The 14,743-nt window shown below is 54.3% G+C and carries 16 protein-coding genes; 10 read left to right on the plus strand and 6 right to left on the minus strand.

Going from position 1 to position 14,743, the window contains the following annotated elements; genetic code table 11:
• Positions 1 to 107: 107 nt before the first annotated feature.
• Positions 108 to 1,493 (plus strand): MFS transporter, encoded by a 1,386-nt coding sequence (locus N0M98_RS09930; RefSeq protein ID WP_249862954.1) that lies wholly within the window; start codon positions 108 to 110, stop codon positions 1,491 to 1,493.
• A 21-nt stretch (positions 1,494 to 1,514) separates the two neighbouring features.
• On the opposite strand, the gene N0M98_RS34025 is transcribed toward N0M98_RS09930, so the two are convergent.
• From N0M98_RS34025 to N0M98_RS09935, 3 genes are read right to left on the minus strand one after another with little or no spacing between them, the layout of a single operon-like run.
• Positions 1,515 to 1,775, minus strand: coding sequence for a DUF402 domain-containing protein (locus tag N0M98_RS34025; protein WP_510823207.1), 261 nt, complete (start codon positions 1,773 to 1,775; stop codon positions 1,515 to 1,517).
• A gap of 45 nt (positions 1,776 to 1,820) precedes the next feature.
• Entirely contained in the window at positions 1,821 to 1,985 is a 165-nt protein-coding gene (locus N0M98_RS33860) for an ATP-binding protein (RefSeq protein ID WP_375295467.1), read from the minus strand.
• The gene (locus N0M98_RS09935; RefSeq protein ID WP_249862955.1) at positions 1,930 to 2,166 is read right to left on the minus strand and encodes an ATP-binding protein; all 237 of its coding nucleotides are present in this window, start codon (positions 2,164 to 2,166) and stop codon (positions 1,930 to 1,932) included. The genes N0M98_RS33860 and N0M98_RS09935 overlap by 56 nt, the downstream gene beginning before the upstream one ends.
• Positions 2,167 to 2,188: 22 nt before the next feature.
• Between N0M98_RS09935 and N0M98_RS09940 the strand changes: the two genes are divergently transcribed.
• From N0M98_RS09940 to N0M98_RS09975, 8 genes are all read left to right on the plus strand, one after another.
• Positions 2,189 to 2,323: a hypothetical protein gene (locus N0M98_RS09940; RefSeq protein WP_259617742.1), complete on the plus strand. Its 135-nt coding sequence runs from the start codon at positions 2,189 to 2,191 to the stop codon at positions 2,321 to 2,323.
• 225 nt (positions 2,324 to 2,548) lie between these two features.
• Positions 2,549 to 3,235, plus strand: a complete 687-nt coding sequence (locus tag N0M98_RS09945) for a cytochrome c biogenesis CcdA family protein (RefSeq protein WP_249862956.1) — start codon at positions 2,549 to 2,551, stop codon at positions 3,233 to 3,235.
• 28 nt (positions 3,236 to 3,263) lie between these two features.
• Positions 3,264 to 3,812 (plus strand): TlpA family protein disulfide reductase, encoded by a 549-nt coding sequence (locus tag N0M98_RS09950; RefSeq protein WP_249862957.1) that lies wholly within the window; start codon positions 3,264 to 3,266, stop codon positions 3,810 to 3,812.
• 34 nt (positions 3,813 to 3,846) lie between these two features.
• Positions 3,847 to 4,986: a peptide-methionine (R)-S-oxide reductase MsrB gene (gene msrB / locus N0M98_RS09955; protein ID WP_249862958.1), complete on the plus strand. Its 1,140-nt coding sequence runs from the start codon at positions 3,847 to 3,849 to the stop codon at positions 4,984 to 4,986.
• A 19-nt stretch (positions 4,987 to 5,005) separates the two neighbouring features.
• Positions 5,006 to 5,791 carry a response regulator transcription factor gene (locus N0M98_RS09960; protein WP_249862959.1) on the plus strand — a complete coding sequence of 262 codons (786 nt, stop codon included), beginning with the start codon at positions 5,006 to 5,008 and terminating at the stop codon, positions 5,789 to 5,791.
• Positions 5,791 to 7,557: a sensor histidine kinase gene (locus tag N0M98_RS09965; protein ID WP_259617743.1), complete on the plus strand. Its 1,767-nt coding sequence runs from the start codon at positions 5,791 to 5,793 to the stop codon at positions 7,555 to 7,557. Before N0M98_RS09960 ends, N0M98_RS09965 begins: the two co-directional genes overlap by 1 nt.
• Positions 7,554 to 9,242, plus strand: coding sequence for a methyl-accepting chemotaxis protein (locus N0M98_RS09970; RefSeq protein ID WP_259617744.1), 1,689 nt, complete (start codon positions 7,554 to 7,556; stop codon positions 9,240 to 9,242). Before N0M98_RS09965 ends, N0M98_RS09970 begins: the two co-directional genes overlap by 4 nt.
• A gap of 159 nt (positions 9,243 to 9,401) precedes the next feature.
• Positions 9,402 to 10,787: an amidase gene (locus tag N0M98_RS09975; RefSeq protein WP_259617745.1), complete on the plus strand. Its 1,386-nt coding sequence runs from the start codon at positions 9,402 to 9,404 to the stop codon at positions 10,785 to 10,787.
• 191 nt (positions 10,788 to 10,978) lie between these two features.
• On the opposite strand, the gene N0M98_RS09980 is transcribed toward N0M98_RS09975, so the two are convergent.
• From N0M98_RS09980 to N0M98_RS09990, 3 genes are read right to left on the minus strand one after another with little or no spacing between them, the layout of a single operon-like run.
• Positions 10,979 to 11,761 (minus strand): ABC transporter permease, encoded by a 783-nt coding sequence (locus N0M98_RS09980; protein ID WP_249862963.1) that lies wholly within the window; start codon positions 11,759 to 11,761, stop codon positions 10,979 to 10,981.
• A gap of 6 nt (positions 11,762 to 11,767) precedes the next feature.
• Positions 11,768 to 12,577, minus strand: a complete 810-nt coding sequence (locus N0M98_RS09985) for an ABC transporter permease (protein ID WP_310943448.1) — start codon at positions 12,575 to 12,577, stop codon at positions 11,768 to 11,770.
• Entirely contained in the window at positions 12,574 to 13,551 is a 978-nt protein-coding gene (locus N0M98_RS09990; protein ID WP_249862964.1) for an ABC transporter ATP-binding protein, read from the minus strand. The genes N0M98_RS09985 and N0M98_RS09990 overlap by 4 nt, the downstream gene beginning before the upstream one ends.
• 262 nt (positions 13,552 to 13,813) lie before the next feature.
• Between N0M98_RS09990 and N0M98_RS09995 the strand changes: the two genes are divergently transcribed.
• Positions 13,814 to 14,263: an RrF2 family transcriptional regulator gene (locus tag N0M98_RS09995; RefSeq protein ID WP_259617746.1), complete on the plus strand. Its 450-nt coding sequence runs from the start codon at positions 13,814 to 13,816 to the stop codon at positions 14,261 to 14,263.
• Positions 14,264 to 14,743: the final 480 nt, after the last annotated feature.

Genomic DNA, 14,743 nt, shown 5'->3' on the forward strand with positions numbered 1-14,743 from the left:
ACTACTCCTAGGATAAACTCTCATCTTATTCTATTATATGATTTATTATACACTCGCTTTGGACCAACAGCGAATCTTATCCATTAGGTCCGAAGGGAGATTTTTTTATGGAAAAAGCAGAGGTAATTCAATCCGATAGCACCAGCAGGCAGGGCAAAGGATGGCTTCTGCTGGGGCTTTCGCTCGGGTATTTTATGGTTTTGCTGGATACGACGGTCGTCAATGTAGCTTTGCCTGCCATTCGCTCCGATCTGGGCGGCGGCATGACCGGGCTGCAATGGGTCGTCAACGCCTATACGATCGTGTTTGCAGGACTTCTGTTATCTATGGGGGCGCTGGCCGACAAGCTGGGAGCGAAGCGAGTGTACGCCGCCGGTTTGGCCGTATTTCTTGCGGCATCGGCCGGTTGTGCGGCCGCTCCGACACTTGGCGTGCTGATCGGGATGCGCGGTGTCCTGGGGATCGGAGGAGCCGCGCTGATGTCGGCCTCGCTTACGCTGATAGGCCATACGTATCCCGGGCCCGCGGAACGCGCCCGCGCGCTTGGAATCTGGGCGGCGGTTACCGGGGCGGCGATGGCCGCCGGACCGGTTGTCGGGGGATTGCTGGTAGATTCGTTCGGCTGGCGCAGTATGTTTCTGATCAATGTGCCGATCGCCGTGTTGAGCCTGATCTTGACGATGCTGCTTATTACCGAGACGAAGCGCAAGCCGGAGCAAGGCTTCGACCTCGCAGGGCAAACGACGGCGATAGCAGCGATTGCTGCGCTATCTTACGCCCTTATGGAAGCAAATGATTACGGATGGAGTTCACCCGTCATTATCGGGACTGTCGGCTTTGCCGCCGCTTGTATCATCCTCTTTCTGTACGCGCAAGCGCGGGGCAGATCGCCGCTGCTGCCGCTCAAGCTGTTCAGGAGCGCAACCGTATCCGCCGGAATGGTCGCGGGGCTTGCGATCAATATCGGATTGTCGGGAGTATTGTTCGTCGTTCCCATGTTCCTGCAGCAATCGCGCGGGTTATCCGCTCATACGACAGGACTCGTGCTGCTTGCGCTCACAATCCCGCTTGCGCTGAATCCGATGGTGACCGGCCGTATTGTCAGCCGTATCGGGGCACGCCTTCCGATGACGCTGGGGTTCGCCTTAACAGCGGCGGGCACCGTGCTGGAAAGCAGGGCGGACGCAGCGGACGGCTACGGGCTGATATGCGCAGGGCTATTGCTTATCGGCTTCGGAGTATCCTTCACGATTCCGTCGATGATGGCCGCGGTCATGTCTTCCGTATCCAAGGACCAGACCGGCACCGCCTCCGGCGCGCTCAATTCAAGCCGCCAGCTGGGAGCGACCGTCGGCGTCGCTCTGGCCGGCTCCATGCTAAGCTCCAGCGGATCGATTATCGAGGGGATGCACAGATCGCTTGTCGTGACGGCGATCGTGTTGCTCGGGGGAAGCCTGCTGTCTTATGCCTTTATCGGCCGCAAGACGAAGTGATGGAGTGAAGCTTTCTACCTGCTACAAATACTTTTGTTCTATACGTTTCAATATTTCATCAGGGAATGCTTTGGAATTGAGCTCAGTCAAAATACTGTGAAAAGACCTTAAACTTCGTGATGTTTGCTCGCGTGTCATTACGCCTAAGCTTAGAGCGGTTTCAAAATCATCCATATCGAAAACATGATAACTGCCGTCCAAGTTCACCGAAATATCTATAAATAGATCATGAACGCAAAAAATGTCAGGACGTATTTCCTCAATATCCACGATATCAATCAGCCACCAGGTGGATTTTTACGAATATCGTCAGCATATTCCAGCAAGTCATGTTCCCTTCCTAAAGAATTCCAAAAAATAATCGATTCGTCCGCCGCATCGCTCGACGATCGCCCGCGAAATCGCCAGCCCCAGTCCGTTTTCGCCGTCCTTGCCTTTAACAAAACGGTGGAACAAGTGCGGAAGCAGCTCCTGTGGAAATGCCCCCGCCATCGTCGGCGACCTTGATCACGACTCCATCTTTTTCCGCAGCGATGCGGATTTCGATCTTGCGTCTTGCATGTCTGGTCGCGTTGGCGACGACGTTCAACAGCGCTTGAAGCATTTTCTCCCGGTCGGCATGCACGGTCATCCGTTCTGCGGACGGTTCCCCGTAGGTCAGCTTCAGGCTCAAATTCCGCTCCGCGAGCAGCGGATTGACACTGCAAGGGAGAATCGAGCTGGGCAAAGCGGTCGAATCGAAGGATGCGGAAGTGATTAGAGGCGCGCTCGATAAGCTGTACAAGCTGTATGAAGCTGAGGTCGAAGCGCGGCAAGCACAGAAGCAGTAAGCAATCAGCAGACTTCATTTCAAATAGAACCTTATAACGGAACCCTCCTGACATTGCGGTCAGGGGGGTTCTTCGCTTAAAGGAACGTTTTGCGATTCATCAGTGTTAAAATCTGATTATTTTATAGAAAATGCGTATAAGCTTGGATGGTAAACTTTCCCTCGATTTTTTACAATTGTAGTACGCCTTGAAATAAAGAGCGATTCGCGACCCGGAGGTGACCGTATGACAGAGCCTATTTATATCGGCAGCGTATTTGCCGCAGGGCTGTTGTCTTTTTTTTCGCCGTGTATTTTACCGTTGCTGCCCGTTTATCTGGCCTATCTCGGCAGCTCGGAGCCGGGCGGCAAGCACGGCCCGTCCCCTGTATTGTTCGGCAGGACGCTGCTATTTATATTGGGCTTATCTACCGTGTTCGTATTGCTTGGTTTCGGCGCGGGAGCGCTTGGCAGCGTATTTGGCAGTCCGTGGTTTATCGCCGTCTGCGGCGTCGTAGTGATTCTGTTTGGCATCTACCAGACCGGGGCGGTCTCGTTGCCGTTTCTGGAGCGCGAGAGGCGATTTCACACCGATGCGAGGCGCAGCCAGGGGTTGTTCGGAGCTTTTCTGCTCGGCTTCACGTTCAGCTTCGGCTGGACGCCCTGCATCGGACCGGTTCTGGCTGCGGTCATCAGTCTTTCGGCCACCGGCGGCACCTTATCGGCAGGCGTCCTATACATGCTGACGTATGCGCTGGGTCTTGCCGTTCCTTTTCTCGTGCTGTCGCTGTTTTCCGACGTGCTGTTGTCGCGAATGCGCGGCATATATAAGCATATGCGTACGCTGAAAGCGGCCTCCGGCATCGTCCTGATGCTTATGGGCTTATTGCTGTTGACGAACAAGCTTAATGTGCTTGTCGCTTATTTTTCATAATAGGAAAGGATGAAGCGGGATGAGACGAATGAAATCAAAATGGATTTGGGGTGTAGCGACCGCAGCGCTGCTGGCGCTGATCTGGTTCGGGTTCGCCGGCCGGCCGGAAGCGCAGATGAGGGCGAATGCCGGAACCGCAGCCGGTACGAATAATCCCGGACAGCCGGCGCCGGCGTTTGAGCTAAAGGACTTGAAGGGGAATACCGTCTCCTTGGCCGAGTTGAAAGGGCAGAAGGTATATGTGAAATTTTGGGCCTCCTGGTGCCCGATCTGTTTGGCAGGACTTGACGAGCTGAATCAGCTGTCCGGTCAGGACAACGGTTATAAGGTGCTTACGATCGTGAGCCCCGGATATAACGGCGAGCAATCCGCCGCCGATTTCGCCGCATGGTTCTCCAAGCGCGGATACGACAATATTGAAGTGCTGCTCGATGACGGAGGGACATGGGCCAAGAAATTCGGGGTAAGGGGATATCCTACGTCGGTCTACATCGGTTCGGACGGGATACTGGCGCAAACGGTTCCCGGCCATAACGCCAACGAAGCGATTACGGCCAATTTTCAGTCAATTCATTGAGAACAAAGATATCCGTAACTCAAGGAGGATTACGATGAAACGTAAATTACTGTTCGCAGTTTGGATGGGTGCCGCGCTGCTATTGTTTCTTTCGGCTTGTTCGTCATATAATTTAGTCAGCGATAGTCAAGCCATGTTTGCCGCGGGCGGCGCGGGAACGGGCGGCAAAGTCACGACGGCTGCTCTGCCTAACCCGAACAAGGATGTAGATTATTCGAAAAGCGAGCTTCGCACGATCTATTTGGCCGGCGGCTGCTTCTGGGGAATAGAAGCGTACATGTCCCGCATTTACGGAGTGAGCGACGTTGTGTCCGGATATGCCAACGGAACCGGCGAGAACCCGAGCTATGAAGATGTGGTCCGCGGGGACCGGGGATTTGCCGAAACGGTCAAGGTCGCTTATGATCCGAATCGCGTAACGCTTGCGGAGCTGGTGGCCGATTATTTCAAAGTCATCGACCCGACGAGCGTGAACAAGCAGGGCAATGACCGGGGAATCCAGTACCGGACCGGCATTTACTATGAAAATCAGCAGGATTTATCCGTTATCCAGGCGGGGGTGGACCGGGAACAAGGCAAATACGAGAAAAAGATCGTAACCGAGGTGCTTCCGCTCAGCAATTTTTATTTGGCCGAGGAATATCATCAGGATTATTTGGAGAAGCATCCGGACGGTTACTGCCATATCGATCTTGGCATCCTGAAGGATCAGCCGATTCAGATCGACCCGGCCAAGTATCCGAAACCGAGCGATGCCGAGCTGAAGCAAAAGCTGACGAAGGAGCAGTATCAGGTTGCCGTGCTTGCGGACACGGAGCACGCTTTTACGAATGAATACTGGGATTTGTTCAAACCGGGCATTTATGTCGACGTGACCACGGGCGAACCGTTATTTTCCAGCGCGGATAAATACGATGCCGGATGCGGCTGGCCCAGCTTCACGAAGCCGATCATTCCTGAGGTGGTCACGTATGCGGAGGACGACAGCTACGGCATGGTACGGACCGAGGTGAGGAGCCGCGCGGGCAACATTCATCTGGGTCATGTGTTTGACGACGGCCCCGCCGACAAAGGCGGCAAACGGTATTGTATCAACAGCGCTTCGATACGTTTCGTCCCTTTGGCCGATATGGATAAGGAAGGGTACGGCGATTTGATCGGCATTGCACAATGAGGGCAAAGGGGCTTCAGCCATGTATAAACTGCTGCTCGTGGAAGACGAGGACTTGGTGAGAAACGGCATCAAACGATTTGTGTCTTTCGGCGAACTGAATATTGACCGGATTTATGAGGCGGCGAACGGCGAGGAAGGGCTGCGGGTGTTCCGAGAGCAGCTCCCGGATCTGGTGCTGCTCGATATTAATATGCCGCGGATGAACGGGCTTGATTTTGCAGCGAAAATTAAGGAACTGAAGCCCGAGGTCAAAATTGCCGTCATCACCGGCTACGATTATTACGATTACGCCGTGGCCGCGCTCAAAATCGGCATCGACGATTACGTGCTCAAGCCGGTTTCCCGCAATGATGTGTTCGAGGTGTTAAGCAAGCTGGTGAATAAGCTGAGAAACGAAGGGCAGCAGGCCGAGCTGCTGGCGCTGCTCAAGGATTTTCGGTCGGCGGCTTCCGAAGCCGGAGAAGATGCCGCGGGAGAAGCCGGCGGAGGGAAAAGGCTGATCGCTCATTTTATCGAGGACAATATGTCCAATCCGGAGTTTTCGCTGACCGTGCTGGCGGAGCTTATGGGCTTTAGTCCGGGGTATATGAGCACGCTGTTCAAGAAGCATTTTAACGTCTCCTTCCAGGATCATATCGCGGCGGTTCGGCTGGAGCGGGCCAAGCTGCAGCTGCTCGCGTCGGATAAAAAGGTGTACGAAATTTCGACGGAAGTCGGCTTCGACAACCCGAACTATTTCAGCGCCGCCTTCAAAAAGAAATACGGCATGTCGCCTTTGCAGTACCGGGAAAGGATTAAGGAGTAATGGGGCCGTTTTTCCGCTCGCTGCAATTTCGCATTTCGATCATTTACATCCTGATCAGCGTACTGACGATTGCCGTGACCGGCAGCGCGCTGTATGCGGGCATTTCGCGGGTGGTCATGCATGAATCGGTCGAATCCAGCCAAATGGCCGTATCCAAAGGCGGTACCTATGTCGAGATGTACTTGGATCGGCTCAAGGTGCTATCGTCCGTACTGGCGGGCAATCCGCAAACGATTCGTACGCTGGCTTCCAAGGATAAGGCGGGAGAGCAGGATGTGCTGAAAATGATCGATAATGTGCTGGCCGCGGACCCTTATATTCAATCCGTCATTGTGATCGGGCAAGACGGCTACGTTCTATCGAACGAACGGAAGCTGAATATGATGCGCTCTTCGGACATGATGAAAGAGAGCTGGTACGTCGCCGCCATCCACAGCAGCAATCCGGTGCTCACTTCCGCCCGCATGCAAAAGTTTTCGATGGACAAAAACAACTGGGTCATCTCCATGAGCCAGGAGATCCGCGGTAAGGACGGCAGCAATCTCGGGGTCGTTTTGCTGGATATTAAATATAAGGGGCTCGAAGCTTACCTGAACGATCTGGACTTGGGCAAGGACGGCTACACCTATATCGTGAACAGCCGTAACGAAATCGTCTACCACAAAGACGTTTCCTACTTTGTCGATGAAGCGAAAAAAAACCAGCTCATTGAGATGAACCGGCAAAATCCAGGCTACGACGCCAAGCGCGATCGGCTTGTATACCAAACGGATTTGAAGGGATCGGACTGGACGCTGGTCGGCGTCAGCTCGCTGGACGGGCTTCAGCAAATCCGCGCGCAATTGCTCAGGTCGTTTATTATGGTCGGCACGGTGTTGCTGCTCTTTATTTTGCTTGCGATTCCATGGATTGCGAGGAGCATGACACAGCCGGTCAGACGGCTCGAACAGGCTATGCAGAAGGTGCAGAGCGGTCAGCTCGCCATCAGCGTCCCCGAAACCGGCGTGACGGAAGTTCAGGGCTTGGCGCGGCATTTCAACTCGATGATTATGGAAATCCGCCAGCTGCTGCAGGATATCGAAACGAAGGAGGGCGCGCTGCGCTTGCATGAGCTTAGCGTGCTGCACAGCCAGATCAACCCGCATTTTCTCTACAATACGCTGGATACGATCGTGTGGATGGCCGAGTTCCAGGATACCGACCGCGTCATATCGACGACCAAGGCGCTGGCGGAGTTTTTCCAGTTATCCTTAAGCGGCGGCAGCGAATTTACGACCATCGCCAAAGAGATGGCCCACGTCGAGCAGTATCTGTTTATCCAGAGAGAGAGATACGGAGAGAAGCTGTCTTATACCATCAGCTATGATCCGGCGCTTGCCGATGTCGTCATCCCCAAGATCATTCTCCAGCCGCTCGCAGAGAACGCGGTGTATCACGGCATCCGGGAAAAAGAAGGCCCGGGGAGGCTGGAAATCTTCTGCGGCCGGGCGGACGACGGAACGATCCGGTTGATCGTCAAAGATGACGGGGCCGGCTTCAACCCCGCCGTACTGCAAGCTCCTCCGGCAGCGGCCGGAGGGGGCGGCTCTGCAGGGGACAAGTCCAAGCTGGGCGGCGTCGGCATTCACAACGTCGACGAACGAATCAAGCTGTATTACGGAGACCGTTACGGAATTAAGCTATCTTCCGCTCCAGGGGCGGGAACCGTTGTGAATATCTCCATTCCCTTAGCGATAACATCACATGAAGGAGAGAAGCTTACTTGAATACACATACAGATCATGACACGATAGAGACTCCGCGCGGAGGAAGCATCAAGCTGCCCTTCTGGAGCCTTCCGCGTAAAATTATGCTGATGCTCCTGATTATGTTTGTGCTTATCGTTTCCTTGTTTACGATCGCCGTGCACCGCCAGGACCGCTCGCTCATTATGGGGGCCAGCAAGGAACAGGCGGAAACCATTGTTCATACGCTGGATGCGCTTATCGCAGAAACCGGGCAATCCGCCATGCTTCAACCGTATATACAAGAACAAATCAAAATGCAGCCGGATATTCAGGCGATTACGTTCTATGAATCGGCAGGCGGCGGGAAAATCGTGGCGGCGGCAGACGCTTCGCTGATCGGACAGCCCGGAACGCCGGAAATCATGCAGGCCCTTTCGGGAAATCAAGAAATTTACCAGGCGGACGACCGCATGCTCAAGCTGATTGCGCCGATCCATATTGCAGGCAAACCGGCTTACGCGATAGAAATCGCCATCGCCCTAAGCAAGGAATCGCAGTCCGCCGACAAGCTGCTGATCGATACTTTGCTTACGAGCTTGGTGCTGTTGGCGGTGTTTGCGGTCATTATGTTCGCGATATTTAAGAAAATGGTATCCGGCCCGCTGCGGCAGGTTATCGAGATCGCCAACGAAATTTCGCAAGGTCATTTGCAGCCGGTCATACCGGCCCATCGCCGTAAGGATGAGATCGGGCTGCTGTACGATTCCTTCTCGCAAATGACGGAAAGCCTGCGCCATCTGATCGGCAACGTCCGTTTCGGCACGAAGCAGGTCGGTTTCGCGGTAAATCGGCTGGCCGGCAATGCGGAGACGACGGAACGGGCGGCCAACGACATTGCCGCCAGCTTCCAGGAGCTTGCGAGCGGCAGCGATATGCAGCTTCGTCTTGCCCAGAACAATGAAGTGGCGATGAGCGAGATGGCAGCGGGCATTCAGCGCATTGCCGTTTCGTCCATGAGCGTGGCGGATATGAGCGCGGAGACGACGCAGCTGGCGCACCGCGGGGATGAAGCGCTGCAGGAGGTCGTACAGCAGATGACTCGGATCGAGGCGACGGCGGGCCAATTGAACGAAGCGCTGCACACGTTAACAGGCAAAACGGAACAAATCGATCAGATTGTGAAAATAATCGGCGAAATTTCGGCGCAAACGAACTTGTTGTCGCTTAACGCAGCTATAGAAGCGGCGAGGGCCGGGGAAGCAGGGCGCGGCTTCGCCGTCGTTGCAGGGGAGATCCGCAAGCTGTCCGAGCAGACGGAACGATCGGCGCTTGAAATTTCCGAGCTCGTTCATTCGATACAAGCCGATTCGGAGTCTTCCTTAAGCTCGATGGCGGTTGTGAACGGCGAGGTGATGAGCGGCATTGTGAAAGCGGAGGAGACCGGAGCGATTTTCCAGCATATTTTAACCAAGGTCGAGCTGGTATCCAGTCACATTCAGGAAGTTTCGGCAGCCGCCGAGGAAGTATCGGCGGGGACGGAAGAAGCGGCGGCTTCCATCGCGGAAATGTCCAGGATCGCGCGGCAATCCGCTGAACAAACCCATGTGTCCTCGGGCAATGTCGAGGATCAGCTGCATCAGGTCAACGAAGTCAAAAACATGTCGGTGCAGCTGAAAACGCTGCTGAATAATTTGCGCGAAAGCGAAGCCGCCTTCCGAATCTAACGGCAGGATGAATATCTATTTTGACCGAAAACCGTTCTCTGTCCCGTTCTCAAACTAGCAATCTTTCATATAATGCACAATGGAGACAAGCGAGGCTTGCAAGATTAGTAGAGCAGCAAGCAGGCTTGTCTCCGAATGAAAGATAAAGGAGCGAATGGCATGACGAGAAAATCGATTCAAGAGCTTCAGGACGGTTATTCGAACCAGCAGTTTACTCCGCTCGACATCACCAAGCATTATTTGAAACGAATTAAGAAAAAAGATCCGGTGCTGAATTCATTTATTACCGTCTCCAAAGAACGGGCGAGAAAAGAGGCCAAGATCGTCGAAGCCAAAGAGAAGGCCGGCGATCAGACGGGGCGGTTGTACGGCATTCCGCTGTCCTACAAGGATAATATCGATACGAAAGGCATCCGCACGACGTACGGTTCGTCCATCGACGCGAATAACGTGCCGGAGCGGGACGCGGCCGTCGTTCATAAGCTGCTGCAGGAAGATTCGATCACATTGGGCAAAAACAATATGCACGAGTACGCCCTTGGCATCACCTCGAACAATCCGCACTACGGCCCGGTTCATAATCCGTGGAATCCCGAATATACGCCTGGAGGTTCCAGCGGAGGGTCGGCCGCTGCAGTCGCCGCGGATTTGACCGTCGCCTCGATCGGTACGGATACCGGCGGTTCCATCCGGATTCCGGCCGCTTCGTGCGGAGTTGTGGGACTTAAGCCGACGTATAATAAAATCCCGACCCAAGGAGTATTTTACGTTTCGTGGACGCTCGATCATGTCGGCCCGCTGACCGCCAACATGACGGATCTGGCAATCATGATGGAGGCTTTGACGAAGCAAAAGTATGTGCCTTATTTGCAGCAGGATATTCGCGGGCTTCGCGTAGGCGTGCCGACGAGCTTTTTCAACGAGCATATCGAAGCGGAGACGTACCAGCTGTATGTCAACGCGCTGCAGGCATTGGAGCAGCTGGGCGCGGTGCTGATCGACGTGGACGTATCATTTATTAACGGCTATCAGCAGCAAATATTGAACATCGCCGCTTCGGAAGCGGGCTATGTCCACCGCGACCGGATGGAATGCTGCTTGTCGCAATACGGGGCGGATGCGAGGGCGCTGCTGGAATCGTCCCTCACCATTACGTCGCGTCAATATATCGAGGCTTTGAAGGCGAAGGAATCCTATATGAAGCAGTTCGGCCGCTTATTCCGCGAACAGATTCAAGTGCTCGCGACTCCGACGATTCCGATCGCGGCAAGAAAGATCGGCGTCGAGGAGGTCCAGTTCGGCTCGTACACCGAGAGCTTGTTCGACGCGATGACTCGTTACACGGAAATTTTCAACGCCGTCGAAGTGCCAGCCTTGTCGATCCCTTGCGGAATTACGAGCGAAGGGCTTCCTGTCGCGCTGCAGCTGGTGGCCGCATGGGGACGAGAGGACCGGCTGATCCGCGCAGGCTATGCGTATGAGCAGGATCAATTGGCAAGCTTCTACCAGACCCGAGACGAAATTTGCGCAGGGTATCATGCTTGATTCGGGATTCGGTGGAAATTGGGTGAAATTGAAAAAAATAGAGGGGCCGGGAACTAACCGGGAGCCCTCTCTTTTTTTGCATCTGGATCGCAGGACGGCGAGCATCAGATTGTGGCTGCGTCGCCCTAAGCAGACGCAGCCTATTACGCTCGGGTCTGCTGCCGAGACCGCGAAACGCGCTGCGACTTTAGTTAGGAGCCCGTCGAGCGGTAATGGCGTACGCCGATGTTCCATACCAGCAGGCACGGCACCAGGAAAAGAAATCCCGCCAGGGGGATAAACGCATAGATGGGGTGATTGGCGCCTTCGCGGCCGAGTATGAATAACAGCGGCAAATAGTTCGCGCAGCCGAAGGGGATGACGAAGGTGAAGAAACGGCGCACCCACTTTTGATAAATCGTCAGCGGGTACTGTGTCATTTCCCGCCCGCCGTCCGTGAAGATGTTGGCGATTTCGAGCCCCTGGACCGTCCAGAAGCTGATCGAGGCGGCCAAAATAAAAATACCGGTGAAAATGACGACGCCTCCGGAGACCATCAACAGAAGAGCTGTCACCTTGAGCGGCGTCCAGTCGATGTTGATCGAGGAAGCGGCCCATACGAGCACGGCTGCGCTCAGCAGCAGACGTCCGATTCGCGCGAATTCGAAGCGGGAGCCGAGCACCTGCAGGGCGGTGCTGCGCGGACGCACGAGCAGCCGGTCGAAATCGCCGCTGACGACGAGACTGGAGAAGACGTCGAAGCCCCGCACGAAGCATTCCGTAATCGCGAAGGCCATGTACGTAACCGCGAAGCACAGGGCGACCTCGTAGAAGGTCCAGCCTTGAATCTGCCCGAAGCGCTCGAACATGAAGTAGACTCCGGCGAACATCGTAAACGGCGTCAGACACTGCCCGAGCGTCAGCAGCAAGAAGGAGACGCGGTACTGCATTTGCGATTTGAGCAGGATCAGCATGTATTGGAAATAAAGCTTCATTCGCGATCAGCCTCCTTGAACGACGACGCGCCTTAGCGCTCTGCCCATGGTGATTTTGCCCAAGGCAACCAGAGCGGCCAGCCATAGAAGCTGGGAGAACAGCCCGCTGACGGCTTCGGCCGCGGATATGTTGCCCGTAAACACGCGGAACGGAAAGTCGGCGGTCCAATGGAACGGAAGCAGATAGACGATCCGCTGCATCCATTCGGGCATCAAAGGAACGGGAATCACGAGTCCGGACAGAAACTCTCCGAACACGCTGAACAGAAGCAGCGATCCGGCAGGTGACATAGTGACGAATACGGAAATATAAATCAGCATGGAGATGGCTGCGATCAGCAGCAGACCGGCCGTCAATACGGCGAGAAAGAGCAGAAACGACGTGAAGTCGGGCGGCAATTGGAGCCCGTAGGGCGCCGGCAGGAACAAGACCACAATCAGAATAGGGAAGCAGCGAAGCAGCGCGCTCGATAGCCGCTGGGCGAGCAGCTTGGCGTACCACAGCCCGTATAGGTCGCTGGGACGGCACAGCTCGTAGGCGATATTGCCGCTGGTGATCAGCTGGAACAGCTCGTTGTCCCGTAACCATAAAATGACAAGGGCGAGAAAAGCTTGCTTGAGCCATGTATACGAGGTGACCTGCTCGAGCGTCATCGGAGGTTCTTGGACGGTGTGGGCGTAGAACGCTTGAAAGATCATAATAAACATGGAGCCAAAGAAAAATTGCGTCCCGACGCCTGCCAAGGCGGCGGCCCTGTACTGCAGCCCGTTGCTGATGCGCAGCTTGAAGACCGATATGTACGCTTTCATCATCATAGCTGGTACTCCTTATACATTTGGACGATGATATCTTCAATCGGCTGGGTATCGATCGCCACATCCATCAGCTCGACCTGGGAAGACAGCTGCGTTAGCGCTTCCGACATCAGAATTTGATCGGTGTCGACGCTGAGAATGGCCCGCTCCGGAGTCCAAGACAAGACGGATGCTCCGGGAATCGTGATAGGATTTGTGTTCTCGCGGTAATCGGCGGTGATCGTTCTGTGGGTGCCGAACCGGCTGCGCAAGCCTTGAACGCTGCCGTCATAGAGCAGGGTGCCTTTGCCGATTAAGAGAATCCGGTCGGCCAGCGCCTCGATATCGTTCATATCGTGGGTGGTGAGGATGACGGTGACGCGCTTTTCTTTATTGATCATTTTAATAAAACGTCGAACGGCGATTTTGGAGACGGCGTCAAGGCCGATGGTCGGTTCGTCGAGAAACAGGATGCTCGGATTGTGCAGGAGAGAGGCGGCGATTTCGCAGCGCATCCTCTGGCCGAGACTCAGCTGACGCACCGGCGTCTGGATGATTCCGCCCAAGTCGAGAGTATCGATCAGCAGCTCGAGATTGTCGTTGTAGTCCTGCTGTGGAATATTGTAAATATCCTTCAGCAGCTCGAACGAATCCATGACCGGCACATCCCACCACAGCTGGGTGCGCTGTCCGAATACGACGCCGATATGCTTCACATAAGGCACCCGTTCGAGCCATGGGGTGTAACCGTGGATCGTGCAGGTGCCGCGATCGGGTACCAGAATGCCGCTCATAATTTTGATCGTGGTCGATTTGCCCGCCCCGTTAGGCCCGATGTAGCCTACGATTTCTCCGGGAGCGATGGAAAAGGAAATGTCCTGAAGCGCTTCCACTACGGTGAATTCTCGATGGAACAACGATTTTACCGCATGCCTGAGGCCCGATGAACGCTTAGCCACCAGGAACGACTTGCTGATTCCGTTAACGGTTATCACTTACAAATACCTCCATCTCTTTTTAGAGTGACAGGATTAACATGCTATCACTAAGAAAATGTGGTGTCAATACCTATTTATTGCAATTTCGTGAATGAGCTAAGGGGAGGCCGGATTATTTTATTTTAATAAAAAATTCCTCTGAAAATCGGCATTCGTTCGCAGAATGCGGCGTATGAAATCGATTACGGAATTGCGGGATGCGCGGGAATTGGGTACAATGAATCATAACTGTAAATAGGAATGAAGGGGGCAACCTAAGGTGAAGCAGGAATATTGTACGTCGACGCAGCACCCGAAATGGTTCGGCCTCGCTGTTCAAGCGCTTATTATTATGTCTCGCGAGGATGTAGGATCAGCCTGTCCGAGCATTGAGCTCGCCAAGTACCTGCAGTCGGAACCTTCTTTGCTGCGCCGTATTCTTGCGGTTTTAGCCAAAGAAGGGTTTATTGGAACGCGGGAAGGCCGCGCCGGCGGCTACCATCTCAAGAAACCGGCGGCATCCATTCGGTTGGTCGACATCTACGATGCGTTTCGCGCCGGCAGCCAGCTATGCTTTGGCATTACCGAAACGGCGGGCACGCATCCGCTCGGGCGGTGCATGAAATCGGTGCTCGGGGAAATCACGAAGGAAATGGACGAGAGCATGCGCGCAGTGTTAAGCAAATATACGATAGCGGATATCGCCGGTCAGTTGGAATCGGAGTTCTAAAACGAGACCGGGCAACAAGACCGTTGACAACGGCCGATGCGAGGTCTATACTGTGCAATATAAACAACAGTTTAAGGCGGACGGTATACAGCTTATTTTTTTGCGATATACTGTGCGAGAAAAGGCACAGTTAGTGCCGCCGCGGTTTCGTGACGCGGCTGCTGTGCTCCTATCTTCAAGTTGTTCCGGCGCATTTGGAACGAATCCGATTCCTGACTGCGCTAAACTATAAATCGTATGTATTCGAAGTCCAGCGGTATGATGTCAAGTCCCCGAATCGGTCGAATTGGAAATTTTCTTGGCTGTAACAGCTGGGAGTGCCGAAAAAAGGACAGCTCAAACTGAACCCAGCGAAAAATCGAGATAATATCCAGATTTTAACTGGGAATTATGCCAGGGACTTTAGCAAAGGAGGCGTTAATCCTTCGCAGGCGTCACCTTCTTCCGTGGCGTATAGAGTTGGCCGTTGCGTAGCAGCAC

Source organism: Paenibacillus doosanensis (genome assembly GCF_025060755.1).
Lineage (GTDB): Bacteria > Bacillota > Bacilli > Paenibacillales > NBRC-103111 > Paenibacillus_S > Paenibacillus_S doosanensis.